This window comes from Leclercia sp. LSNIH8 (assembly GCF_002920195.1).
Lineage (GTDB): Bacteria > Pseudomonadota > Gammaproteobacteria > Enterobacterales > Enterobacteriaceae > Enterobacter.
This window is the reverse complement of sequence record NZ_PQJY01000003.1, coordinates 307,787-330,765: the sequence shown is the minus strand read 5'-3', so window position 1 is coordinate 330,765 and position 22,979 is coordinate 307,787. Positions and strand designations below refer to the sequence as shown.

General features: G+C 57.6%; 23 protein-coding genes. 14 read left to right on the top strand and 9 right to left on the bottom strand.

Translation table 11 applies throughout. The annotated features are described in order from the left end of the window. Positions 1-9 precede the first annotated feature (9 nt). On the bottom strand, positions 10-939 hold the full coding sequence (locus tag C3406_RS10030) for an MBL fold metallo-hydrolase (RefSeq protein WP_103824385.1): 930 nt from the start codon (positions 937-939) through the stop codon (positions 10-12). Here C3406_RS10030 and C3406_RS10025 point away from each other — a divergent pair. Next, positions 899-1,924, top strand: a complete 1,026-nt coding sequence (locus C3406_RS10025) for a helix-turn-helix domain-containing protein (RefSeq protein WP_233210552.1) — start codon at positions 899-901, stop codon at positions 1,922-1,924. The genes C3406_RS10030 and C3406_RS10025 overlap by 41 nt on opposite strands. A 35-nt stretch (positions 1,925-1,959) precedes the next feature. Here C3406_RS10025 and C3406_RS10020 read toward each other — a convergent pair whose 3' ends face one another. The 4 genes from C3406_RS10020 to C3406_RS10005 form a co-directional block, all read right to left on the bottom strand. Beyond that, entirely contained in the window at positions 1,960-3,165 is a 1,206-nt protein-coding gene (locus C3406_RS10020; RefSeq protein ID WP_103824384.1) for an NAD(P)/FAD-dependent oxidoreductase, read from the bottom strand. Between the two features lie 142 nt (positions 3,166-3,307). Further along, on the bottom strand, positions 3,308-4,060 hold the full coding sequence (locus C3406_RS10015) for a glucose 1-dehydrogenase (RefSeq protein WP_103824383.1): 753 nt from the start codon (positions 4,058-4,060) through the stop codon (positions 3,308-3,310). A 31-nt stretch (positions 4,061-4,091) separates the two neighbouring features. Further along, positions 4,092-4,439: a MerR family transcriptional regulator gene (locus tag C3406_RS10010; protein ID WP_103824382.1), complete on the bottom strand. Its 348-nt coding sequence runs from the start codon at positions 4,437-4,439 to the stop codon at positions 4,092-4,094. A gap of 97 nt (positions 4,440-4,536) precedes the next feature. Next, positions 4,537-5,754, bottom strand: coding sequence for an MFS transporter (locus C3406_RS10005; protein ID WP_103829363.1), 1,218 nt, complete (start codon positions 5,752-5,754; stop codon positions 4,537-4,539). 349 nt (positions 5,755-6,103) lie between these two features. Between C3406_RS10005 and C3406_RS10000 the strand changes: the two genes are divergently transcribed. Continuing rightward, positions 6,104-7,813, top strand: a complete 1,710-nt coding sequence (locus C3406_RS10000; protein ID WP_103821971.1) for an ABC-F family ATP-binding cassette domain-containing protein — start codon at positions 6,104-6,106, stop codon at positions 7,811-7,813. 37 nt (positions 7,814-7,850) lie between these two features. Here the strand turns inward: C3406_RS10000 and C3406_RS09995 are convergent, their stop codons facing one another. Further along, positions 7,851-8,450 carry an inorganic diphosphatase gene (locus tag C3406_RS09995; RefSeq protein WP_103821972.1) on the bottom strand — a complete coding sequence of 200 codons (600 nt, stop codon included), beginning with the start codon at positions 8,448-8,450 and terminating at the stop codon, positions 7,851-7,853. A 267-nt stretch (positions 8,451-8,717) separates the two neighbouring features. Here C3406_RS09995 and adhP point away from each other — a divergent pair, with 267 nt between their 5' ends. From adhP to C3406_RS09950, 9 genes are all read left to right on the top strand, one after another. Beyond that, positions 8,718-9,728: an alcohol dehydrogenase AdhP gene (gene adhP, locus C3406_RS09990; protein ID WP_103821973.1), complete on the top strand. Its 1,011-nt coding sequence runs from the start codon at positions 8,718-8,720 to the stop codon at positions 9,726-9,728. A 155-nt stretch (positions 9,729-9,883) separates the two neighbouring features. Next, positions 9,884-11,503, top strand: a complete 1,620-nt coding sequence (locus tag C3406_RS09985; protein ID WP_103821974.1) for a TIGR04028 family ABC transporter substrate-binding protein — start codon at positions 9,884-9,886, stop codon at positions 11,501-11,503. Positions 11,504-11,513: 10 nt separating this feature from the next. Beyond that, positions 11,514-12,458: an ABC transporter permease gene (locus C3406_RS09980; protein ID WP_103821975.1), complete on the top strand. Its 945-nt coding sequence runs from the start codon at positions 11,514-11,516 to the stop codon at positions 12,456-12,458. After that, on the top strand, positions 12,455-13,306 hold the full coding sequence (locus C3406_RS09975) for an ABC transporter permease (RefSeq protein WP_103821976.1): 852 nt from the start codon (positions 12,455-12,457) through the stop codon (positions 13,304-13,306). The genes C3406_RS09980 and C3406_RS09975 overlap by 4 nt, the downstream gene beginning before the upstream one ends. Beyond that, positions 13,303-14,904: a dipeptide ABC transporter ATP-binding protein gene (locus C3406_RS09970; protein WP_103821977.1), complete on the top strand. Its 1,602-nt coding sequence runs from the start codon at positions 13,303-13,305 to the stop codon at positions 14,902-14,904. The genes C3406_RS09975 and C3406_RS09970 overlap by 4 nt, the downstream gene beginning before the upstream one ends. Further along, complete coding sequence (locus tag C3406_RS09965) at positions 14,901-15,890, top strand: putative FMN-dependent luciferase-like monooxygenase (protein WP_103821978.1); 990 nt, start codon at positions 14,901-14,903, stop codon at positions 15,888-15,890. Before C3406_RS09970 ends, C3406_RS09965 begins: the two co-directional genes overlap by 4 nt. Before the next feature lie 9 nt (positions 15,891-15,899). After that, positions 15,900-16,991: an alkylhydroperoxidase domain protein gene (locus tag C3406_RS09960; RefSeq protein WP_103821979.1), complete on the top strand. Its 1,092-nt coding sequence runs from the start codon at positions 15,900-15,902 to the stop codon at positions 16,989-16,991. Between the two features lie 118 nt (positions 16,992-17,109). Beyond that, complete coding sequence (locus tag C3406_RS09955) at positions 17,110-17,703, top strand: TetR/AcrR family transcriptional regulator (RefSeq protein WP_103821980.1); 594 nt, start codon at positions 17,110-17,112, stop codon at positions 17,701-17,703. A 74-nt stretch (positions 17,704-17,777) separates the two neighbouring features. Next, positions 17,778-18,377, top strand: coding sequence for an NAD(P)H-dependent oxidoreductase (locus C3406_RS09950; RefSeq protein WP_103821981.1), 600 nt, complete (start codon positions 17,778-17,780; stop codon positions 18,375-18,377). 86 nt (positions 18,378-18,463) lie between these two features. Here C3406_RS09950 and araJ read toward each other — a convergent pair whose 3' ends face one another. Then, positions 18,464-19,639, bottom strand: coding sequence for an MFS transporter AraJ (gene araJ / locus C3406_RS09945; protein ID WP_103821982.1), 1,176 nt, complete (start codon positions 19,637-19,639; stop codon positions 18,464-18,466). A 200-nt stretch (positions 19,640-19,839) separates the two neighbouring features. On the opposite strand from araJ, the gene ppk2 reads away from it, so the two are divergent. From ppk2 to C3406_RS09930, 3 genes are all read left to right on the top strand, one after another. Next, the gene (ppk2, locus tag C3406_RS09940) at positions 19,840-20,658 is read left to right on the top strand and encodes a polyphosphate kinase 2 (protein WP_103821983.1); all 819 of its coding nucleotides are present in this window, start codon (positions 19,840-19,842) and stop codon (positions 20,656-20,658) included. Between the two features lie 177 nt (positions 20,659-20,835). Further along, a complete protein-coding gene (locus C3406_RS09935; protein ID WP_103821984.1) occupies positions 20,836-21,024 on the top strand; it encodes a type II toxin-antitoxin system CcdA family antitoxin in 189 nt (62 codons plus the stop codon). Further along, complete coding sequence (locus C3406_RS09930; protein WP_103821985.1) at positions 21,024-21,347, top strand: CcdB family protein; 324 nt, start codon at positions 21,024-21,026, stop codon at positions 21,345-21,347. Before C3406_RS09935 ends, C3406_RS09930 begins: the two co-directional genes overlap by 1 nt. A gap of 90 nt (positions 21,348-21,437) precedes the next feature. Here the strand turns inward: C3406_RS09930 and fdnI are convergent, their stop codons facing one another. Next, positions 21,438-22,094, bottom strand: coding sequence for a formate dehydrogenase-N subunit gamma (gene fdnI, locus C3406_RS09925; RefSeq protein WP_103821986.1), 657 nt, complete (start codon positions 22,092-22,094; stop codon positions 21,438-21,440). Beyond that, a complete protein-coding gene (fdxH, locus tag C3406_RS09920) occupies positions 22,087-22,971 on the bottom strand; it encodes a formate dehydrogenase subunit beta (protein ID WP_103821987.1) in 885 nt (294 codons plus the stop codon). Before fdxH ends, fdnI begins: the two co-directional genes overlap by 8 nt. Positions 22,972-22,979 lie beyond the last annotated feature (8 nt).

Here is a 22,979-nt window from a genome sequence, read left to right as displayed (position 1 = left end):
GGCGGATGTTCAATACTCCCAGGGCCCCGGCACCCAACGGAAAACATTGCCATCAATGGCGACGTGACACACGGCCGGGAATGAGAGATGCGTCGCCACCAATGCCTCCCGGTTAGCGGCAAGCTCCTGCAAAAGCGCCACCCGCACGCGTGCAGCCTCTTCAGGATAGTGGTCAAAGCCGTTATACCACTCAGGATGATCGAACCCGACCGGGAATACCGCGTCTCCGGCGAAGGTCAGCCGTTCACCGCGGGAAGCAAGACGAACGACGCTGTGGCCCGGGGTATGGCCGCCAATACGTGTCACCAGAACGCCGGGGGCCACCTCATGACTCTCCTTGAAGGTATGCAGCTGGCTTCGGTATTCCTCCAGGAATCTTGAAGCCAGCTGCCGCAGCGCATCCGGGAAGCCTGTCGGCATGGAAACCTGCGAAAAATCAGGTGACGCCCAGAATTTTACCTCTGCCTCAGCCACATGAATGCGCAGATCCCCACGTAAACGCGCCTTCACGCCCGGGATAAGCAGACCGCCAATATGGTCCATATGCAGATGGGTGATCACCACGTCCGTAACGGTAGTCAGATCGATGCCCGCCGCCTCCAGCCGCTGGATCGTCCGCCCGGCGCGTGGCAGCTCGGGGAAGGCTGCCCCCATACCCGCATCGATAAGAATGGTGCGATCGCCGCTCTGCACCACAATGACATTGAGTGCCCATTCAAGCTCGTCGGAAGGCAGGAACTTCTCCTCAAACCAGGCGGTTCTGATGGCCGGGTCGGCATTATGTCCCAGCATGGGTCCCGGCAACGACAATATCCCATCGCTGACAACAAGGACATCAATGTCACCGACCTTCAGCGGGTAGCGCGAGGGAACAGCGTCAGGATCTTGCGCGTAATCATTGGCGGCCATCGGCTCTGCCGCGACGTTAGATAATTCCATAGTACCTCCTGATAATAGAGAGATGGTGAATGAAAAATTCGCCTATACTCTGAAAATCCTCTCTTCCGGCATGGCGAAGATTGTCATGAAAAATCATGAGATTGCACTTAACGATCCCGTTAAGGAGATGACCAGGGTCTTAAAAAATCAGCCAGAATTTAGCGTTACCAGCAGTAACCCCCTGTCAGGGAACTGTTACCGTTGGCCGCACGGGCCACTACACGAAACCATTGCGCCACTGAATCAACACGTTGTTATTGCCCACCTCGGCAATATGCAGCGCGTGGAGCGCAAAACGGATAACAAACTCGTCAAAGAGACTATACGGGAGGGCACAATCTCAACCATTCCCCTCGGCAGTACCTCGCGCTGGGATATGTATGGCGCCGTTGACGTAATTCATTTTTATATCCCTGATCCGCTATTCAAATCCCTGTTACAGCAAGTGGATGCGCCCCCTGCTGAGCTACTGCTGCGGACGGCGCATTATGATAAAACCACGGCAAATATCATCTCAGCCATCAGCGATGCCCTGTCGGAACAGAGCAAAATCAAACAATTGCTCTGTGAGCATCTGATGCTTGCACTTATGGTCCAGTTGATACAAAACCACGCCTCTCTCACCCTGCCTTCGCAGCAGAGCACCGCCGTGTTGTCACCACGCTCGCTTATGCATTCGCTTGATATTCTCGACAGCAGTCCCGTCGGGGATATCACGATCCAGGCTCTGGCGGCGGAGCTGGGTATCTCATCTGCGCACTTTTGTCGCGCGTTTAAAAACAGCACTGGCCTGACCCCTTATGGCTGGCTCAAGCAACGCGTGATGGAACGCGCTTTTGCTCAGTTACAAACACCCCATAAACAGGTGTCTGAAATAGCGCTGGAAAGCGGGTACAGTTCGCAAAACGCGTTTACCAGTGCGTTCAAAAAAATGACGGGATTAACCCCCAGCCAGTTGCGCAAAAAGAACAGCGTCGCCGGATAAAGGCTCGCAACGTAGCCCATCGCGGGCGTTAAACATTACGGCACAATCACGTAGTCCGGGTTAGCAACAGAGAACATTTTCTCCCGGTTGGGCTCGGGGGGATAAATCCATTGGGTATTGATTTCCTGCTTAATTTTTTTGGCCTCTTCGCCCTGATAGATGACCTGGTGATCCCAGCCTTCGGTATAAACGGCGCCCCATTTGCCCAGATCGAGACAGGTGACATACTTAGGCTGGCTGTAGGGATGCAGCGGCAGCCCCAGCAGCTCCGCCGCTGCGTTATGGCCGGCCACGCGGCCCAGGCTCATCGCATGCTGACAGGACATCACGTTATAGTTGCCCACATTGTCCGTCGGCACCTTCACCGTATCGCCGGTGACGAAAATGGAGCTAGCTTCCGGTGCCCGTAAGCAGGAGTCGCCTGTCACACGCCCTAACGGATCGTGTTCACCGGGAATAAAGCGGGTTAAAGGATTCGCGCGCATTCCGGCGGTCCAGATCACCGTGTTGCTGGGAATAAAATCGCCATCCGAGAGCGTCACCCCATCGGCACTGATGGCCGAAACCCTGACGCCGGTACGCACCGCGATGCCACTGCTGCTCAGCGCCTGGTTGATGATATCGCAGGCCTGCTCCCCCATCGCCTGACCAATTCTGGCCGCATTATCGACGATGATGACCTGGGCTTTATTCTGCGCACCAAACAGAGCGCTCAGGCGCTCCGGCATTTCCGTTACCGTCTCCAGCCCTGTTAATCCGCCCCCGGCGACCACAACGGTGTTTCGCGCCTGCGAATCTGGCGCCCTGGCCAGGGCCTGTAAATGGTTATCAAGCTCCCGGGCCTTTTCCAGCGAACTCACATCAAAGCTGTACTCTTTCAGCCCGTCGAGCTCCGGATGGAAAACCTGACTGCCCGCCGCCAGCACAAAGCTGTCAAAACTGACCGTACTCTCTTCTTCAGGCTTGCTGACGGTAATGGTTTTATTTTTCGCATCAATATCAACGACGCGGCCCCGAATATATTTCACATTCGCCGCTTGAAGTACTTCCAGAATAGAGGGGTCCATACTGTCAAGAACGGCCTCATACAGTCGTGGGCGTATGGTTAATTTCGGCTCAGGTGAGACAAGAAATATATCCACCCGATCGTCTGCATTATTTAAATGCACCAGCCTGGCCGCAGAAATAGCCGCCCACATACCTGCAAAGCCGGCACCGGCCACGATAATACGTTTGTTCATATTAATACCTGCAATTGATTCAGATAAGGATATTGATATCGCCGGAAATAAACATATAGGAAATCACCGGCAAAAACTTCATCAAAATTGATGGCATCCCATCGATTTTGATATTTTTTCGAACGGCAGAAAAATTATCGTTTTAAATCTGGCCCATACCGCCATCGACGCTGAGATCAATACCTGAAATAAAGCTGCTTTCGTCAGAAGCCAGGAACAGCGCAGCGGCTGCCACCTCTTCGGGTAAACCAAAGCGTCCGGCCGGGATACGGCTCGCCACCTGCATATCAAACAGCTCACGCTCGGCCTCCGATACGCCCATTTTACTGATGATAGGCGTGGCAATGGGGCCCGGACTCAGGCAGTTCACCCGTATCCCCCGGTCTTTGAGATCTGTTGTCCAGCTGCGGGCGAAAGAACGCAATGCGGCTTTGGTTGCCGCGTAGATGTTGTGCCCGTCCAGGCCTTTATGATGCGCGACAGAGGAGGTCAGAATGATTGATCCCCCTTGCGACATCAGCGGCAACGCCTTCTGAACGGTAAAGAAAGTACCTTTGACATTAATATTAAACTGACGGTCAAAGTCCCGTTCCGTGGACCCAGGGAAATCAGAAAGTAAAATAATGCCCGCGTTGGCAAAAACGATATCCAGTTTGCCGTACTGCTTTTCAATCGTTGAAAAGAGCGTATCGTGATTATTTAAATCACTACTATCGGACGCTATCGCGATGGCATTATTATCGCCAAGGATCTGCATAGCCTGATTTAACGTCTCTTCATTTCTGCCGGTTATTACAACCCTGGCGCCTTCATGAATAAATCGTTTTGCCGTTGCCAGACCAATACTACTGCTGCCGCCGGTAATTAAGGCGACTTTATTCTCTAATCGTTTCATATTTCATCTCACGTGCAATAACAGATAGCGATTATTCATAGCTATGAATACGTGCAGCGAGGGCATTTCGCCGTTCATTTAATAATGCGATCAGGACGTCGAGCGCCTGCAACTTATCCCGGTGCTGCGCCAGACACATGATAAAACGCTCATCATCCATATCGCTGACCTGGGAAAATTTCTCCAGCTCAGCGATCTGTCGGGTACTGAAGCCGCATTTTATCAATGAGGTTATCCATCTGACCTTGTCGACCTCCTTCGCATCAAAATCACGATAGCCATTATCCATTCGTCGTGACTGAATCAGTCCTTTCGACTCATAGTGACGCAGTACCCGGGTGCTTACGCCGGTGAGTTTTGCCAAATCGGACGGACGCATACGCTTCTCCTCGCTGTGGTCTTAACGTACAACATTGACACTAGTGTCAATGTAAAGCGACTGCGTGAAGAATGAATGTAAGCGAATATTACAACCCTTATCTTTCCGCTCTTTTCGGGGTTTCCGTCACCCACCAGAACACCAGCGCCAGCAAACTGACCATCGCCCCCAGCAAACACACTCCCTGCCAGCCAAAATGGGCCCAGGTGACGGTGGTGCCGATCGCCCCCAGCCCGCTGCCGACGGCGTAAAACAGCATATAGAGGCCAACCAGCCGACTGTGCGCATCTGGCCGGGTGCGAAAAATCAGGCTCTGATTGGTGACGTGTAGCGCCTGACCGCCCAGATCCAGCAGCACAATGCCGATCACCAGCGCCCAGAGTGACATCTCCATCAGCGACAGCGGCCACCAGGCCAGCAGCAGCGCAAGAAGCGCCATCGCGCTGGTGCGCCGTGCATATCCCCGATCCGCCCACTGCCCGGCCCGGGCGGCGGCCAGTGCGCCAACCACACCCGCCAGACCGAATGCGCCAATGGCTGTGTGGGAAAAGTGATAAGGCGCGGCGCTCAGGGGAAGTACTAACGCGCTCCAGAAAATATTGAACGCCGCAAACATCAGCAGCGCCAGGATGCCCCTGACCTGTAAGACCTTTTCCTGACGAAGCAGCGTCACCATTGAGGCGAGCAGGCGCGGATAGCTGAGCGTAGCATTAACCGCTGGTGTGGTAGGTAGCCCTCGCAACAGCGGGATCGCAATCATTAGCATGAGGAATGCGGCAAAGAAATAGACTCCGCGCCAGCCTGCAAGGTCACTCACGCCCCCGGCAAAGACCCGCGCCAGCAGCAGCCCGATAAAGACCCCACCCTGCGCTGCCCCCACCACCCGCCCCTGCTCGTGAGGCGCAGCCGCGTTCGCCGCATAAGCGATCAACCCCTGGGTCATCGCCGTACCGAGCAGGCCAACGGCCAGCATCGCGGCCAGCAGCACAGGCGCGGTTCGCGCCATCCCCACCGCCACCAGCGCGGCCACCAGTGCCAGAAGTTGGATCGTCATCAATCGACGACGATCCATCCTGTCACCCAGCGGCACCAGAAAGAGCAGCGCCAGCGCACAACCGGCCTGGGTGGCAGTGACAACGCCGCCGACCGCCGCCTGGCTGATAGCAAAATCCTGCGCCAGCGCATCCAGCAGCGGTTGCGCGTAATAGACATTCGCCACGCTCATTCCGCTGGCGATCGCAAAGAGCCAAACCAGGCTACGCGACAGACCCGCAGGTTTCGCCTCACCCGGCGATAACGCCATTTCCACTTTCATGCTCTCACACCCTCTGAATTGGTTTTAAAATAAAACCAAATAAAGGCTAGATGATGTGGTTTCAAAATGCAACCAACTAACATTCCTTGCTGAAAGGCACCTTCCCCGCTACACTCGCTTCATCCATCAACCCACTGAATAAAAAGGAGGCTAATTATGCTGTGCAATGAAATCTTTGATATTTCATTCCACCTTGGTGATCGCACCTGCTCAAGCGTTATCGGTTTCGTGCTGCGATAACTTCGGCTTGAGCGAAGACACCTAAGACATCCCTTCTCTCGGGCTTACCGGGTTATCGTCAGCGTTGATTGACGAGGCATTTCCATGCCTGTAACTCTTGAGTAAGCAAATGAGCACATTACTGACTGCACTTTCTCTCCGTGTTGATACCGCCTTTGACACGCTGTTTAACGATCTCACCTTTAGCCTGAAAAAAGGCGACCGCATTGGTCTGCTGGGCGATAACGGCTGCGGCAAAAGTACCCTGCTGAAGATCCTCGATGGCACCGAAACGCCGCTTTCCGGCACGGTGGCGCTGGCTGGCCACTGCCTGATGGCGCGGGTGGAACAGCATCTTCCGGAGACGATCTATCCGTTAACTATGCTGGATGCGGTGCTGGCGCAACTGCCGGTAGCCGAGCGTGAAAGCCTGCGCTGGCGGGCAGAAACGCTGTTGGCGAGCATGGGCTCTACCCCGGACGATATGGCGTTGCCCTCGGCGACCCTCAGCGGCGGCCAGCATACCCGTCTGCTGCTGGCGCGGGCGCTGATTAACGAGCCGGATCTGCTCCTGCTCGATGAACCCAGCAACCACCTCGATCTGCCTACGCTGCTGTGGCTGGAACAGTTCCTGCAAAACTGGTCCGGCAGCTTTGTGCTGGTGTCGCACGACAGACAGCTCCTGGATGCCGTTACTAACGGCAGTTGGATCCTGCGCGACAAAACTCTGCACTACTTCGCCCTTCCCTGCACCCGCGCCCGTCAGGCGCTGGCAGAGAAAGACGAGAGCGACGCCCTGCGCCATAAAGCGGAACAAAAGGAGATCGACCGGGTCACCGCCAGCGCGAAGCGGCTGGCGACCTGGGGCAAGGTCTACGATAACGAGGATCTGGCCCGCAAAGCCAAACAGATGGAACGTCAGGTGGAGCGGCTGAAGGAGAGCCAGACGGCGTTAACCACCGGCACGCCATGGACTTTAACTCTGCGTGGCGATGCGCTGCGCGCCGACCGGCTGCTGGAAGTTGAGACCCTCGACGTTCCGCCTGCCCCTGGCCTGCCGGCATTATTCTCGGTAGAGAACGTCCGGCTCAAAAGCGGCGATCGGGTGGCGATTGTCGGACGCAACGGTTGTGGAAAATCGTCCCTGATGCGGCTGATCTGGCGGCAGTTTAATGCCGGGGAAACGCAGGACGGGCTGAAGATCCACCCGCGCGTGGCAATGGGCTATTACGACCAGACTCTGCATCAACTGGCGGATGACGCCACGCTGATTGACGCTCTGGAGCCCTTCGCACCGAACATCCAGGATCGCAAGATGGCGCTGATCTCCGCCGGATTCGCCTGGGCGCGTCACGGGCAAAAGGTCAGCACCCTCAGCGGCGGTGAGCGTTCGCGCCTGCTCTTTATTGGCCTGACGCTGGCCCGCTTTAGCCTGCTGATGCTTGATGAGCCAACCAACCATCTGGATATGGAAGGCAAAGAGGCGCTGGCCGAAACGTTACAACAGTTCGAGGGTGGCGTGCTGCTGGTCAGCCACGATCGGCAGTTAATCAGTCAGAGCTGTAACCGCTTCTGGCTGATTGAAAAGGGCCAACTCAGCGAATGGCACGATGCCGACGCGGTGTTTGCCCGGCTGCGGGAAGAGAGCGGATTACAAGCCCAACCGGTCCCCGCTACCCCGTCCGTCAGCCAGGCTGAACCCACTGACGATCTGTTAGAGCGGTTGATTACGCTGGAAAGACTGCTGGAAGAAGATCGGCTGCGTAAGCCTAAACATCAGAAGCCGCAGCTTCAGGCGCAGTGGCTGGAGGAGATTGCCGCGCTGACGGCGCAGCTGTAGGAGATCGCCCGGCGGGTAGCCGCCGCCGGGCAATTTTTTACTTCGGCTGACGGGTTTTCCAGGCATCCCATGCCTGTTTGATTTCCTGCTTCGCGGTGGCGGCATCGTTAAAGCCGTTCAGCTCCACCGACTTGCGCCCTTCCGGCAACTGCTTGTAGACGCGGAAGAAGGACTCCAGACGCTGCTGCTCTATCTTCGGCAGATCGCTCAGCTCTTTGATGTCGTCATAGGTCGGGTCAATTTTGCTGGCTGGCACCGCCACAATTTTATCGTCTTTCTCGCCGCCATCGATCATCTTCAGCACGCCAATGGCGCGCAGTTTTATCAGGGTGCCCGGGGCCATCGGCGCGCGGGTGTAGAAAATCACATCCAGCGGATCGCCATCCCCCGCCAGCGACTGGGTCAGCGAGCCGTAGTTTGCCGGGTAAGCTACCGGCATCGACTGGAAGCGATCGGCCACGATAAAGCCGGTTTTGGCGTCGGTTTCATACTTAATGATCCCGCCCGCCGGAATTTCGGTGACGGCGTAGAACTCTTCCGGGTTGTTGTCAGGCTGAGGGAACTCAAGGATGTTTTGCGCCTGTACGGAAGCGGACAAAAGAACGCTCACTGCGAGAAGTTTTTTTACCAGATGCATTGTCTTTTTAACTCTTCGGTTATTGAGAAGACAACACCTTACGGTCTGGTTATGTCAGAAACATTACACATTTACTGCAGAAATAATAACCACTCTATTATTGAGCTCATTACTCATTTTGCGCGACCCTGGCCGCAAAAAAGCAATTAAATTATTACATTATGTTGCTACGGCCTTGTCACAATCATTAAATAACCTAATCCTTAATGGGTATTTCGTCCTGTCGAACCTGCCCCGCAGATCCGCAATATGAAAATGGAGAAACATATGAAAGCTGCTGTCGTGACCAAAGACCATCAGGTAGAAGTGACCGAGAAAACCCTGCGCCCGCTAAAACACGGGGAAGCGCTGCTGAAGATGGATTGCTGCGGCGTCTGCCATACCGATCTTCACGTCAAAAACGGTGATTTTGGCGATAAGACCGGGGTGATCCTCGGCCATGAAGGCATCGGTGTCGTCAAGGAGGTTGGCCCTGGTGTCACCTCGCTGAAACCAGGAGATCGCGCCAGCGTGGCGTGGTTCTTCGAAGGCTGCGGCCACTGCGAATACTGTAACTCCGGTAACGAAACCCTGTGCCGTAACGTGAAAAACGCGGGTTACTCTGTGGACGGTGGGATGGCGGAAGAGTGCATCGTCACCGCCGATTATGCGGTAAAAGTGCCGGACGGCCTGGATTCCGCCGCCGCCAGCAGTATCACCTGCGCCGGGGTAACGACCTATAAAGCGGTAAAAGTCTCTGAGATTAAGCCTGGTCAGTGGATCGCTATCTATGGCCTCGGCGGGCTGGGGAACCTTGCACTGCAGTACGCCAAAAACGTGTTCAACGCCAAAGTGATTGCGGTTGATATCAACGATGAACAGCTGAAACTGGCCGAGAGCATGGGGGCCGATCTGGTGGTCAACTCGCGTAATGAAGATGCCGCGAAATTCATCCAGGAAAAGACCGGCGGCGCACACGCTGCGGTGGTAACGGCCGTGGCGAAAGTGGCCTTTAACTCTGCGGTAGATGCCGTTCGCGCCGGTGGCCGTGTGGTCGCCGTGGGCCTGCCGCCGGAAGCGATGAGCCTTGATATTCCACGTCTGGTGCTGGATGGCATTCAGGTGGTGGGCTCGCTGGTGGGCACCCGTCAGGATCTGACCGAAGCCTTCCAGTTCGCCGCCGAAGGCAAAGTGGTGCCGAAAGTGGCGCTGCGTCCGCTGGGTGATATCAACGCCATCTTTAAAGAGATGGAGCAAGGCCAGATCCGTGGCCGTATGGTGATCGATTTCCGCTCATAAGCAGGCTGCTCTGCCCCGTTAACCGCGCCCCTCCCGGCGCGGTTTTTTTATTGCCACTTTCCGCAAATCCTTAGCTCAATTCCTTTGTTCCTTTCTTTTCTGCCCCGTCCGAAGATGCATTCGACGCTAACAAGAAGATAACAAAGGAATTCACCATGCAAACCCCATTTCGCCTGCCGCTGCTGACGGCGCTCATTCTTGCGACAACAGCTGCGTATGCTGCCGATACGCCGGTTAAAGGCGGCACGCTGGTCTATCTGGAGCAACAGGCCCACACCAACCTCTATCCCCCGGCGGGCGGGTTTTACCCCAACGGCGGGATCCTGAATCAAATCACCGACAAGCTCACCTGGCAGAACCCGAAGACCCTGGAAGTGGAGCCGTGGATTGCCGAAAGCTGGAGCACCAACGCGGATAAAACCGAATACACCTTTAAGATCCGTCCTGGGGTGACCTTCTCGGACGGCACGCCGCTGGACGCTAACGCGGTAGCGAAGAACTTCGATACCTACGGCAAAGGCAACAAGGCCCAGCGCCTGCCGGTGTCGGAAGTGATCAACAATTACGACCGCAGCGAAGTGATTGACCCGCAGACCGTCAGGTTTTACTTCAAAAAACCGTCACCGGGCTTTTTACAAGGAACTGCCACCATAGGATCGGGTCTGGTCTCCCTGAGCACGTTACAACGTAACTTTGAGGAGCTGGGCGATGCCCGCCATATCATCGGCTCTGGTCCATTTGTGGTGAAAGACGAAAAGCTGGGCCGCGAAGTTAACCTTCAGGCGCGGAAAGACTATGCCTGGGGGCCGAAAAACCTCGCCCAACAGGGCCCGGCGAACCTTGATGGCATTACCTACCTGGTGACCCCGGAAGACAGCGTTCGCGTCGGCGCGCTGCTGGCCGGACAGGCGGACTTTATCCGCCAGGTGCAGGCCTATGACGAAAAGCAGGCCACCGAACAGGGCTATCATATCTACGCCGCCCCGACCCGAGGCGTGAACGACAGCATCAGCTTCCGCCCGGATAACCCGCTGGTGGCCGATGTGCGGGTGCGCCAGGCGCTGCTGCACGCCACCAATGCGAAGCAGGTGGTCGAGACCCTCTACTCGCCTAACTATCCGCAGGCCAAATCGGTGATTGCCGATTCAGCCGCAGGCTATGTCGATCTCAGCGACAAGCTGACCTTCGACCCGGCCAAAGCCAGTCGCCTGCTGGACGAGGCGGGCTGGAAAGCAGGCAGCGACGGCATCCGCGCTAAAGAGGGCCAGCGTCTGGCCCTGACCATCTACGAATCCCTGCCGCAGCCGCAGAATAAAGAGGTGTTGCAGCTGGTGGCCCAGCAGTGGCGCCAGGTAGGCGTAGCCCTGAACGTGAAGGCGGGTGATGCCGGAAGCCACGTCCTCGATAACCTCGACCCGCTGAAGACCCCGCTCACCGTCTCGGAAGTGGGCCGTGCCGACCCGGACGTGGTGAAAAGCATGTTCTATCCCAACAATCGCGACGCCCTGCTGCAAAAAGGCGGCTCCAGCGACAAGGTCAACAGCTTCCGCGACGACAAGCTCAACGACCTGCTGGTCAGCATCTCGTCCGAAGTGGATCCGCAGAAACGGTTGCAGCTCACCGGCGATGCCCAGCGCTATCTGCTGGATAACGCCTATGTAATCCCGATCTTTGAAGAGCCCCAGGTCTTTGCCGGTGCCCCCTGGCTGAAAGGGGTGAGTTTTGAAGCGGTCGGTCGCCCGTCGTTCTACGGCGCGTGGATCGAGAAACACTAAGGAGGCGACGATGAGCCACTATCTGCTGCGACGGGCCGGGCTGGGAGTGCTGGTGCTATGGGCGGCGTTCACCCTGTCGTTCGTGCTGCTCCAGGTCCTGCCGGGGGACGCGGTGCTGATCAAGTTCCAGAATCCGGACCTGGGTCTGAGTCCGGCGCAAATCGAAGAGATGCGGATCGCGTACGGGGCCGATAGCCCCCTGTGGCAGCAGTATCTGCATACCTTTGAGGCGATGCTGCGTGGTGATTTTGGCTTCTCGGTGCAGGCGGGCGTGGCGGTGAGTGAGCTGATCGCCACCAACCTGCCGGATACCCTGAGTCTGGCGTTGCCCGCCTTTGCGCTGGCGGTGGTGCTGGCCTTCTCCCTGGCGCTGGCCTCGCGCCTGCCGGGGCTGCGCTGGCTGAGCAACGCCATTCAGTCTCTGCCGGTGCTGTTTATCTCCCTGCCGACGTTCTGGCTGGGGATAGCCCTGATTCAGCTGTTCTCGTTCCAGCTGCGGCTGATCCCGGTGATTAATCCGACGCCTCTGCAGGGGCTGATCCTGCCGATTATCGCCGTCGCCGTTCCCATCTCCGCCCCGCTGGCGCAGATCCTGATGCGCAGCCTGGATCAGGTGGCCGCCCAGCCCTTTGTCGCGGTAGCGCGAGCCAAAGGGCTGAGCGAAACCGCCGTTCTCTGGCGGCACGTTACCAGCAATGCCCTGCTGCCAGCGCTGAACATCGCCGGGCTGCTGCTGGGCGAGCTGATTGCCGGGGCGCTGATCACCGAAACCGTGTTTGGCCGCAGCGGTCTGGGGTTACTGACCCAGCAGGCGGTGAATAACCAGGATATCGCCGTACTACAGGCAGTGGTGATGATTTCGGCCCTCGGCTTTGTAGTGATTAATCTGCTGGTGGATCTGCTGATGCCGCTGTTCGATCCCCGCCTGCAAACCGTGACCGGAGGTGCTGCATGAGCCTTGTTGATTATGCGGCGGCGGCGCGCAAACGCATTCCCGCCTGGCGCGGTTTGCGCTGGCAGCCGGGACTCTGGTTTGCCTGGGCCATTATTGCCGCTGCCGCGCTGGCGGCCATTGCGCCGGGGCTGTTTACCTCATTCAGCCCGATTGAAGGCATTGCCGGCGCGCAGCGTCTGGCACCCCAGGCAGGCTACTGGCTCGGCACCGACCAGCTGGGACGCGATCTGTATACCCGCATCGTCTATGGTGCTTCGCACTCCCTGAGCGCTGCACTGGTGGCGGTGGCGATGGGGCTGTTTATTGGCACCGCTATCGGTGTCATTGCCGGAGCTTTTGCCGGACGGGTGGAGTCGGTATTGATGCGCCTGGTGGACGTGCTGCTTGCCATCCCGTCTCTGCTGCTTTCGCTGACGGTGATTATTCTTCTGGGCTTTGGGACCCTGAATGCCGCCATTGCCGTTGGGGTGGCGTCGATCGCCAGCTTTGCCCGCCTGGCGCGCGGTGAAGTGGTGCGCATCCGCCACACCGATTATGTCGAAGCGGCGTTTGGCAGCGGCGGGACCTTCTGGACCGTGCTGTGGCGCCACATTCTGCCCAACTCCCTGACCGCGGTGCTGGCCTTTGCCACCCTGCAGTTTGGTCAGGCCATTCTGGCCCTCTCCACCCTCAGTTTCCTCGGCTACGGCACCCCGCCGCCGATCCCGGAATGGGGCTTGCTGATTGCCGAGGGCCGGAACTATCTCTCAACCGCCTGGTGGTTAACCACCTTCCCCGGCCTGGTGGTGATTGCCGTGGTGCTGGCGACCAACCGTATCAGCCGTCAGTTAAGCGGAGGCCGCTCATGACCGTGTTATCTGTGGAAAACCTGACCCTCAGCTACCGCACCGGTCGCGAGTGGCGCGAAGTGGTGCATAACGTCAGCTTTACCCTCGGACGCGGGGAGATGCTGGCCTTTGTCGGCGAGTCCGGCTCCGGGAAAACCACCACCGCGCAGGCGATCATCGGCCTGCTGGCGGACAATGCCCGCCGTGACGCTGGCAGCATTCGTCTGAACGGCGAAGATCTCAGCCAGTGGTCAGCTAAACGGCTCGACAGCCTGCGCGGGGCGCGCATCAGCCTGGTGCCGCAGGATCCGGGTAATTCCCTGAACCCGGTGAAGACCGTTGGTGCCCAGGTGGGGGAAATCCTGCGTCTGCATCATAAGATGAGTAAGGCCGAGTGCGATAGCCAGGTGCTGGCCCTGCTGACCAAAGTCGGCCTCAGTCACCCGGAGCAGCGGATGAAGCAGTTTCCCCATCAGCTCTCCGGCGGCATGAAGCAGCGGGTGCTGATCGCTATCGCCATCGCCCTGCGCCCGGACATCATCATTGCCGATGAACCCACCAGCGCGCTGGACGTGACGGTGCAAAAACGCATTCTCGATCTGCTGGACCTGCTGCGCCGCGAATGCGGCACGGCGGTGCTGTTCGTCACCCACGATCTGGCCCTGGCCGCCCAGCGTGCCGACCGGCTGCTGGTGTTTCGCAACGGCGAGGTGCAGGAGCATGGCGCGACCGCCGACGTAGTGCGTGCCCCACAGCACGCCTACACCCGCCAGCTGCTAAGCGATCTGAACGGACAGCGGCTGACCATCGCCCCGGTAGCGGGTCGCCCACTGGCCTCGCCGGCTATTCAGGCTACCGGGATCAGCAAACGCTTTGCGCTGGGCAAAGGTCATCAGCTTCAGGCGCTGGACGCGGTGAGCTTTGCCGTGCCGCGCGGTAGCACCCACGCGCTGGTCGGGGAGTCGGGCTCGGGTAAAACCACCCTTGCCAGGATCCTGCTGGGCTTTGAGCAGGCCGACAGCGGTAAAGTGATTATCGATAATATTGATGCCACCACCCTCAGCCACGAGGCGCGTCGTCAGCTGCGACAGAAGATCCAGTTCGTCTACCAGAACCCTTTTGCCTCGCTGGATCCGCGTCAGACGCTGTTTGAAATCATCGAAGAGCCGCTGAAAAACTTCGCCCCGGTCAGCAAAGCCGAGCGCGCCGCCCGGGTGGAGAGCGTCACCCGGCGGGTGGCTCTGCCGCCGGAGCTGTTAACCCGCACCGCGCGGGAACTCTCGGGCGGACAGCGTCAGCGCGTGGCCATTGCCCGGGCCCTGATCCTTGAGCCGACCATTCTGGTGCTGGATGAAGCCACCTCGGCGCTGGACGTCACCGTGAAGGCGCAGATCCTCGCCCTGCTCCAGCAGCTGCAACAGCAGCTGGGCCTGACCTATCTGTTTATTACCCACGACCTCGCGACCGTGCGGCGCATTGCCCACAGCGTCACCGTGTTGCGCAGCGGTCAGGTTGTTGAGCACGGCGCAGTTGAGTCACTGTTTGCCGCACCGCAGAACGACTACACCCGCGAACTGATCGACGCCATTCCCCATTTTTCACAGAAGGAGTACGCATGACGCGTAAACGCCTGGGTTTCTTCACCCGCCTGCTGGACGCTGCCCCAGCCAAAGAACGCTATCGCCTGGCAACAGAGCAGATCCGCCATGCTGAACGCTACGGTTTTGATACCGCGTGGATCGCCCAGCACCACTTCCATGAACATGAGGGCGGCCTGCCCTCGCCGCTGGTGTTCCTCGCCCAGGTTGCGGCGTTCACCAGCCGCATTCGTCTGGGTACGGCCATTATCACCCTGCCGCTGGAGAACCCGCTGCGGGTAGCGGAAGACGCGGCGGTGCTGGATCTGCTGTCTGACGGACGGCTCGAGGTCGGGTTTGGCTCCGGCGGCACGCCGACCTCGTTTCTGCCGTTCGGGCTGACCATTAACGAGCGGGCAACGACCTTTGCCGAGCACCTGCATCTGATCCAGAGCGCCTGGCGCGGAGATTCCCTGACTCACCCCGATAACCATCTCTATCCGCCCGCGCCCGGCCTGACGGAGCGGGTGTGGATCGCCACCTTTTCGGTGGAGGGAGCAGTGCGTGCCGCACAGCAGGGTCACGGCCTGATGCTCTCCCGCACCCAGCCGCGCCCGGCGGACAATCTGTTATTGCCGCTGGATGCGATCCAGAATCCGATTATCGACGCCTACCTCGACGCGCTGCCGTCCGGCGTTGCCCCGCGAATTCTGGCCTCGCGCACCGCATTTGTTGCCGACAGCGATGCGTACGCGCTAAAGATTGCCGAACCGGGCCTGACCCGTCAGGCGCAGCAGCATCAGGCCGCCGGGCACGCCCTCGCAGGTGACACTGTCACGGATTATATCCGCCAGTTTGATGCGCACATCGGCGCGCCGCAGACGGTGCTCGCCTCGCTGGCTGAGGATTCGGTGCTGGCGCGCGCCACCGATATTTCGTTCCAGGTGCATTCGGTTGAGCCGTCGCATCAGGACACCTTACGTTCGATTGAGTTAATCGCAGAGCAGATCGCCCCTCATCTTTTATAAGGAGTCACTATGGCTTTAAGTCAGGATATTCTCTCCGAACTGGCGGAGATTGCCCCGGGTTCCGCGCTGGAACAGGCACGACTCACTCGCGAGGCGGCCACGCGTCATGCTCAGGGGAGCTACGAAACCTTATTCAGTCAGCAGGATGCCGACTTTGCGCTAGACGAACGTTTTGCGGTAGCGGCAAAAGTGGCGAAATGGCACAACGCCGACGCGCTGGCGGCCCACTATGCCGGGTTTGGCCTGGCCGATCCGACCTCCGTGCGTCTCACTCCCGCCCTGACCTTCGCCCGTCTGCTGACCTTCTCTCCGGTCCAGGCCACCCCGGGGGCGATCAATGCGCTCACCCTGGCAGGCTGGAGCAAAGAAGGGATTGTTACCCTGGCGCAGCTGATCGCCTTTGTCAGCTTCCAGAGCCGCCTGATCGTTGGGTTGCGTCTGCTCAATGACAAACCGGTAGCGGCCAGCGAGGCCCCTGTTGTGGCGGGCCACTGGCACACCGTGCCGCTCACCAAAAACGGCAAAGCCGCACCGGTGGTCTTTACCCAGCAAGAGCTGGGCTGGGAACCGTGGCTGGCACCCAAACCCCTGGCGGAATTCAGCGCCGACGAGCAGGCGCTCCTCGCTAAATTCGGCCATACTGACTCCAACTATTTCCGCCTGCTGGGGCGCAACCTGCCGGTGCTGGAACAACGAACGCTCACCGATAAAGGGATTTTCTATACCTCCGGCGGCCTGTCGCGGGCTGAGCGAGAGCTGGCTGCGGCGGTGACCAGCAAGGTGAACGGCTGCATTTACTGCGCCTCTGTCCATGCACGGAAAGCCAGCCAGCTGTCGAAGGATGATGAGGCGGTGGAAAGAGTGCTGGCAGTCGAGCCAGGGCAATCGCTGAGCAGCGGGCAGTCACCGCGCTGGCAGGTGGGGATCGATTTTGCCGCCGCGCTGTCGGTCACTCCACCAGCGGTGACGCCGGGGCATCTGGCAGCGCTGGAACGTGAGGGCCTGGATACCCTGGCCCAGCTGGATCTGGTGCAGTCTGCCGCGTTCTTCGCCTGGGCGAACCGTTTGATGTTAACCCTGGGTGAGCCCTCGCTACCCTAAGCGCGCATCAGGCTCCCGCTACGGGAGCCTTTTTGCCGTGGCGGTATATCTACAAAGCATACAGCCTCGCGAATAAACCGTGTAAACTACCTTTAGTAGACACTGGCGCGAGGGCAATATGGTCGTTAAACGGTTAAGAAAAGAGGATCGACGGATACAGTTGCTGGAGGTGGCTCGTGGGATTGTACGCCAGCAAGGCACCGAGGCACTGACGCTGGGCTATCTGGCCGAGCGGGCAAACGTCACCAAGCCCATTCCCTACGATCACTTCGGCGATCGTGAAGGGTTGTTGATGGCGCTGTATCAGGATTACAGCGATCGGCAGTTAAAAAAATTCCGTGAGACGCTGAATGTCGATAACAAAACGCTGGAAAACACCGTCCGCTTTTTCAGTGCCGCCTATATTGATTGCGCCATCAGCGCTGGGCCAGAGACAGGGCCTATCGCTGCGGCCCTGTCCGGCTCACGGGCGCTGCAGACATTCCGGGAAGCCTGCGTTGCCGAATGTGCAGACTGCCTGCGCACGGCGCTCTCCCCCTATATCACCCTGAAAGGAGTGCAGGGAGAAGCGGCGCTGACGGCCATTATTGGTGCGGCGGAGGCGCTTAGCACCGCTGCCAGCAACGGCGTACTGGCCCGAAACGTCGCGGAAGATATGCTCTGCGGCGCGATGTTTGGCGTACTGAACACCTGTGCCGACAGCACAAAATGAGTGGTGCCGACGGATTGACACTTAAGTTACCAATAGTAATATAGGTAGCAAGTTAACTTGCTGCTGAGGTGGTTATGTCTGTAACACATGTCATAGATAATGCGCTGATCGTGACGGCTCATCCTGTCGAAAATTCGTTATCCCACACACTGGCGGCGCGAATTGCCGCCCGCTTACGTGAACAAGGTACTCAGGTTGAGATTGCCGATCTCCACGCTGAAGCCTTTACACCGGCAATGCTGCGTCCCGATCTTGCCCTGTATCACGGGGATGCCAGCGCCCCGCCTGCCGATATCCGGCGTGAACAACAGCGCGTGGAGCGGGCAGATATGCTGGTGTTTGTCTTCCCGATCTACTGGTGGTCCGTTCCGGGTCTGTTGAAAGGCTGGTTTGATCGGGTACTCACCCTGAACTGGGCGTACAAGGTGGCGGAAGACGGTCGAATTGTGGGTAACTTACGCGATGTACCGGTACGCCTTGTCGCGACGGCGGGCAGCGATCTCAAGGGCTTTGATAAACACGGCTATTCGACGGCGATACGAACCCAGTTAGTCGAAGGCGTTTTCGGCTTTTGCGGCCTGAAGAATGTCACGCTGGACATTCTTTATCAGGCCGATACGGCCTCGTCAGAGCAGGTTGAAAATTTCCTGAAAAACCTCGAAAGCGTGATGTGAGTGCTTTTTGCCCGGCGGCGCTTCGCTTGCACGGGCCTACGGGATTTGTAGGCCGGGTAAGCGCAGCGCCACCCGTCATTTCACGCTCAGGCTATCGCCTGTGCATCAGCCTGCCCCCGACGGGCTTTCAGATACCCGTACATCAACAGCGACGACATGGCGCAGAACGACAGCGCCGCCGCAGGCAAGGTAACGTAACTCCAGCTAAAGCCCAGCGTAATCATCATCCCGCCAAAGTACGCCCCAATGGCGCTACCGAGATTAAACGCCACCTGCCCGCCTGCCGCACCGAGCATCTCCCCGCCCTGCGCATTTTGCAGAAGCAGGATCTGCAACGGTGCCGACAACGCAAACAGCCCGGCACAGCAGATAAAGCCCATCACCAGCGAGGCCGCAGGGAACGCACCGAAGGCAAACAGCAGCAGCAGGGAGAGCACAATGACCAGATCGGTGACGGCTGCAATCCGCAGCGGGCTGTAGCGCCCGGACAGTTTGCCGCTGAACAGGTTGCCCAGCACCATGCCGAGCCCCATCAGCATCATGATCGCGGTCATCACCCCTTCGGAAAAGCCGGACACGTTGATCATAAACGGCTTCACGAAGCTGAACCAGGCAAAGACCCCGGCATTGCCGAACATGGTGGCGGCAAAGATAAACCAGGGCTCTGGCTTTTTCAGAAAGAGAAACTGTTCCCGCAGACGGGTCTGCGTCTTATCGAACGTCTGCGGCACCCACAGTGCGACAGAGAGCAGCACCAGCAGATTGAATGCGGCAATCAGGAAGAAGGTGTAGCGCCAGCTGAACTGGTGCCCAAGCCAGGTGCCAAGCGGTACGCCGGCAAGATTGGCGACCGTCATCCCGGCAATCATCCCCGCCACCGCCAGCGTCACTTTGCCCGGCGGCGCAATGCGAGAGAGAAGAATGGTCCCGACGCCGAAGAACGCACCGTGTGGAAAACCAGAAACCAGCCGTCCAATCGCCAGCATGGTGTACGAGGTGGAGAAGGTAAAAATCGCATTGCCGATGAGGCACAGCGTTACCAGGAACAGCAGGATCGACTTTAAGGAGAACTTATTCGAAAAGATGGCGATGACTGGCGCGCCAATAACGACCCCGAAGGCGTAAAACGAAATCATATTCCCGGCGGAGGGAATGGTGATCCCCACATCCCGCGCCAGCTCGGTTAACACACCCATAATGCCAAATTCGGCCATGCCCAGACCGAACGTGCCAAGCGCTAACGAAAACACCGTCTTTTTCATACCACAGCCACTTGTTAAAAAATTGCGACAGACATTATTGAACAATCTTGTATGGTGAGCCAGTTCAAATCGCGCCGCTGGCAGCTTCATCCATTATTTCGGGTGGGGTGTGAATATTTTCCACCAATCCCCCTGTCCGTGATTACACTTCAAAGTGTTATGTCACACCGTCCCGGCAGAAACCCTGAAAGGAACGCATCATGGCAGATAAAAAGAAAAGCAAACCCGTTGCGACTAACACGCCTCCCGCCCCCCTTAAACGCAAGGAATATGAAAAAGAGCTGCATCGCCTGCATGAGGAGCTGGTAACGCTTCAGCGCTGGGTGGTGAGTAAGGGCCTGAAGGTGTGCGTCGTCTTTGAAGGCCGCGATGGCGCCGGAAAAGGGGGCACGATCAAAGCCCTGACAGAGCGCGTCAGCCCACGCGTGTTCCGGGTGGTGGCGCTGCCCGCCCCGACGGAAAAGGAAAAAAGCCAGCTCTACTTCCAGCGCTACGTGCCGCATCTGCCCTCGGCGGGGGAAATCGTGATTTTCGACCGCAGCTGGTACAACCGCGCGGGGGTGGAACGGGTAATGGGGTTCTGTACGGAAGAGCAAGTAGAGAAATTTCTCGACGGTGCGCCCATCATTGAAAAAGCGATGGTCGATGCGGGCATTATTCTGATCAAATACTGGCTGGAAGTGACGCCTAAAGAGCAGGAGCGTCGTCTGCGCGACCGCATTAACGACGGGCGAAAAACCTGGAAGCTCTCCCCAATGGACATTAAATCCTTCACCCGCTGGGATGAGTACACCGAAGCGCGTGATGCGATGTTCGCCGCCACCGACACCGCATGGGCCCCGTGGTTTGTCGCCCGCTCCGAAGATAAAAAGCGCGTGCGGCTGAATATTATCTCGCACCTGCTGTCGCAGATTCCCTATAAAGAAATTCCAGAAGAACCGGTGAAATTACCGAAACGAAAAATCGGCAAAGTTAAGCCGACCGCTTATCCGTTCCGTTATATTAAAGAGAAGTTCTGAGTATTACTGCCCTCCCGGTTATTTATCGGGAGGGAGATTCGCATTAATTTCACCTGTTTTCACCCTGTTGCTTTTGTCTGGAAGCCTGCTCGCAATTCCTGAATGACCAGGTGAATCGGTATTGTTTTTTATGGTTGGGGGTTGATAATGGCAGTGCCAATACAGGAGACAATAATAATGAAACTGGACACCCTTCAGAGCAATGCAGTTAAAGAACACCTAACCGGAGTGGCACCACGCCCGGAATTAACGGTAGAGGAGCGTATCGAGCAACGCAAACGCGATAAGGAATTCATGCAAGCTATGAATGAGTTTGTTGCGAAGGCCGGTTTGCTGTCTGACGATCCCTTTTTCGGAGGGATTTAATGTGCTTTCAGTTTGACATTTACCGTAATCCATCGGGCAGAACCAGTGAATTACACCCCTACCTGATGGTGATACAACATGATTATTATGATGATTTATCGACCCGTTTAATCCTGCCGTTAAGTTATCGTAATCATCTTTCAGGGCATATTAATCCGGCATCCGCTGTCATTAATATTGATTTTCAGACGTTATTTATGAATACGCCCGGTATAACCAGCGTGGAGAAAAGGAAACTCACCAGCAAGTATTTCGTCTGTAATATGCAGGCGGCAAGAGCCCGGGTGGTTGCAGCAATAGATGCAATAGTCACCAACACCTGACTTGCCAAAGTCCCCGCGCCGAAATCATCCGGAGCGGGGAGTTACTCCGTAGGCCCGCGCAAGCGCAGCGCCGCCGGGCAACAGAGCACCTTACTTCATCCCTTCACTCACATCTTTTTGTGCTTCCATACGCTCCACATCCCGATACCAGCGCGGATGGTGTTTCTGCGCCCAGCGGCGGCTCACCTTCCCTTCGATCATCCCTTTAATCGAGCCTTTGACCCAGAACGCCATATACATATGGATCAGAATAGCGTGGATCAAAATAATGGCCGAAGTCGCATGGATCAGCAGGCTGTAACGCACCACCTGCATCGGGAAATACTGGGCAAAGTACGGACGCCAGATAATGACGCCGGTCACCAGCAGCACAAAAATCATGCTCATGATGGTCCAGAACATCATCTTCTGCCCGGCGTTGTATTTACCCACTCTCGCAACTTTATGCTCGTTGCCCTTCAGCACCTCAACAATGCCCTTCAGCCAGGGAATATCCTGCTTGTCCGGGATGTTGTGATGCACAAAACGCACGAACATAAACATCAGCGCCACGAAAATCAGCACCCCGAAGAACGGATGCAGAATGCGCCCCATCTGCGGGGTGCCGAAGGTCTCCGTCAGCCATTGCAGGGTCGGGAAGAAGAACGAAATCCCTGACAATGACACCAGGAAGAAGCAGATCACTACCGTCCAGTGACAGGCGCGGTCGATAAACTTCGTGCGCACAATCATTTTCGATTTAGTCATGATGTTCCTCCTCCTCGTCATCCACCTCTTTGTTCGGCCCGATACCCACGTAGTGATAAATCAACCCGGCAAAGGTGGCGATAAAGCCCGCCGCAGAGAGCGGCTTCAGCGCCCCTTTCCACAGGTTGATGGAGGTATCGATCGCCGGGTCCTTCGGCAGGTTGTGATACAGTTCCGGCTGGTCGAGATGATGCAGGACATACATCACATGCGTCCCGCCCACCCCTTGCGGGTTGTAAATGCCCGCGTTGGGGTAGCCGCGCGCTTTCAGCTTATCGACGCGCTGCTGCGCAACCTCCAGCATCTCCTTTTTAGTGCCAAAGTGGATGGCCCCGGTCGGACAGGTTTTCACGCACGCTGGCTCTTGGCCGACGCTGACGCGGTCCACGCACAGGGTGCATTTGTAAACCCGGTTATCCTCTTTACTGAGGCGCGGCACGTTGAACGGACACCCGGCGATACAGTACCCGCAGCCAATGCAGTTCTCCTGCTGGAAATCGACGATGCCGTTGGCGTACTGAATAATCGCCCCGGCAGACGGGCAGGCCTTCAGACAGCCCGGATCCTCGCAGTGCATACAACCGTCTTTGCGGATCAGCCACTCCAGCCTGCCGTTCTGGTCGGTTTCGCTAAAGCGCATCACCGTCCAGGATTTGGCACTCAGATCCGCCGGGTTATCGTACACCCCGACGCAATGGCCCACCTCGTCGCGGATATCATTCCACTCGGAACAGGCCACCTGGCAGGCTTTGCAGCCCACGCAGGAGGAGACATCGATCAGCTTTGCCACTTCCGCTTTGTAGTCCCGCGCACGAGGCGCGGGCGTAAAGCCGTTAGTGGCGGAGCGTTTGATGACGTCTTGTGTTTCCATCGACATGTATTCGC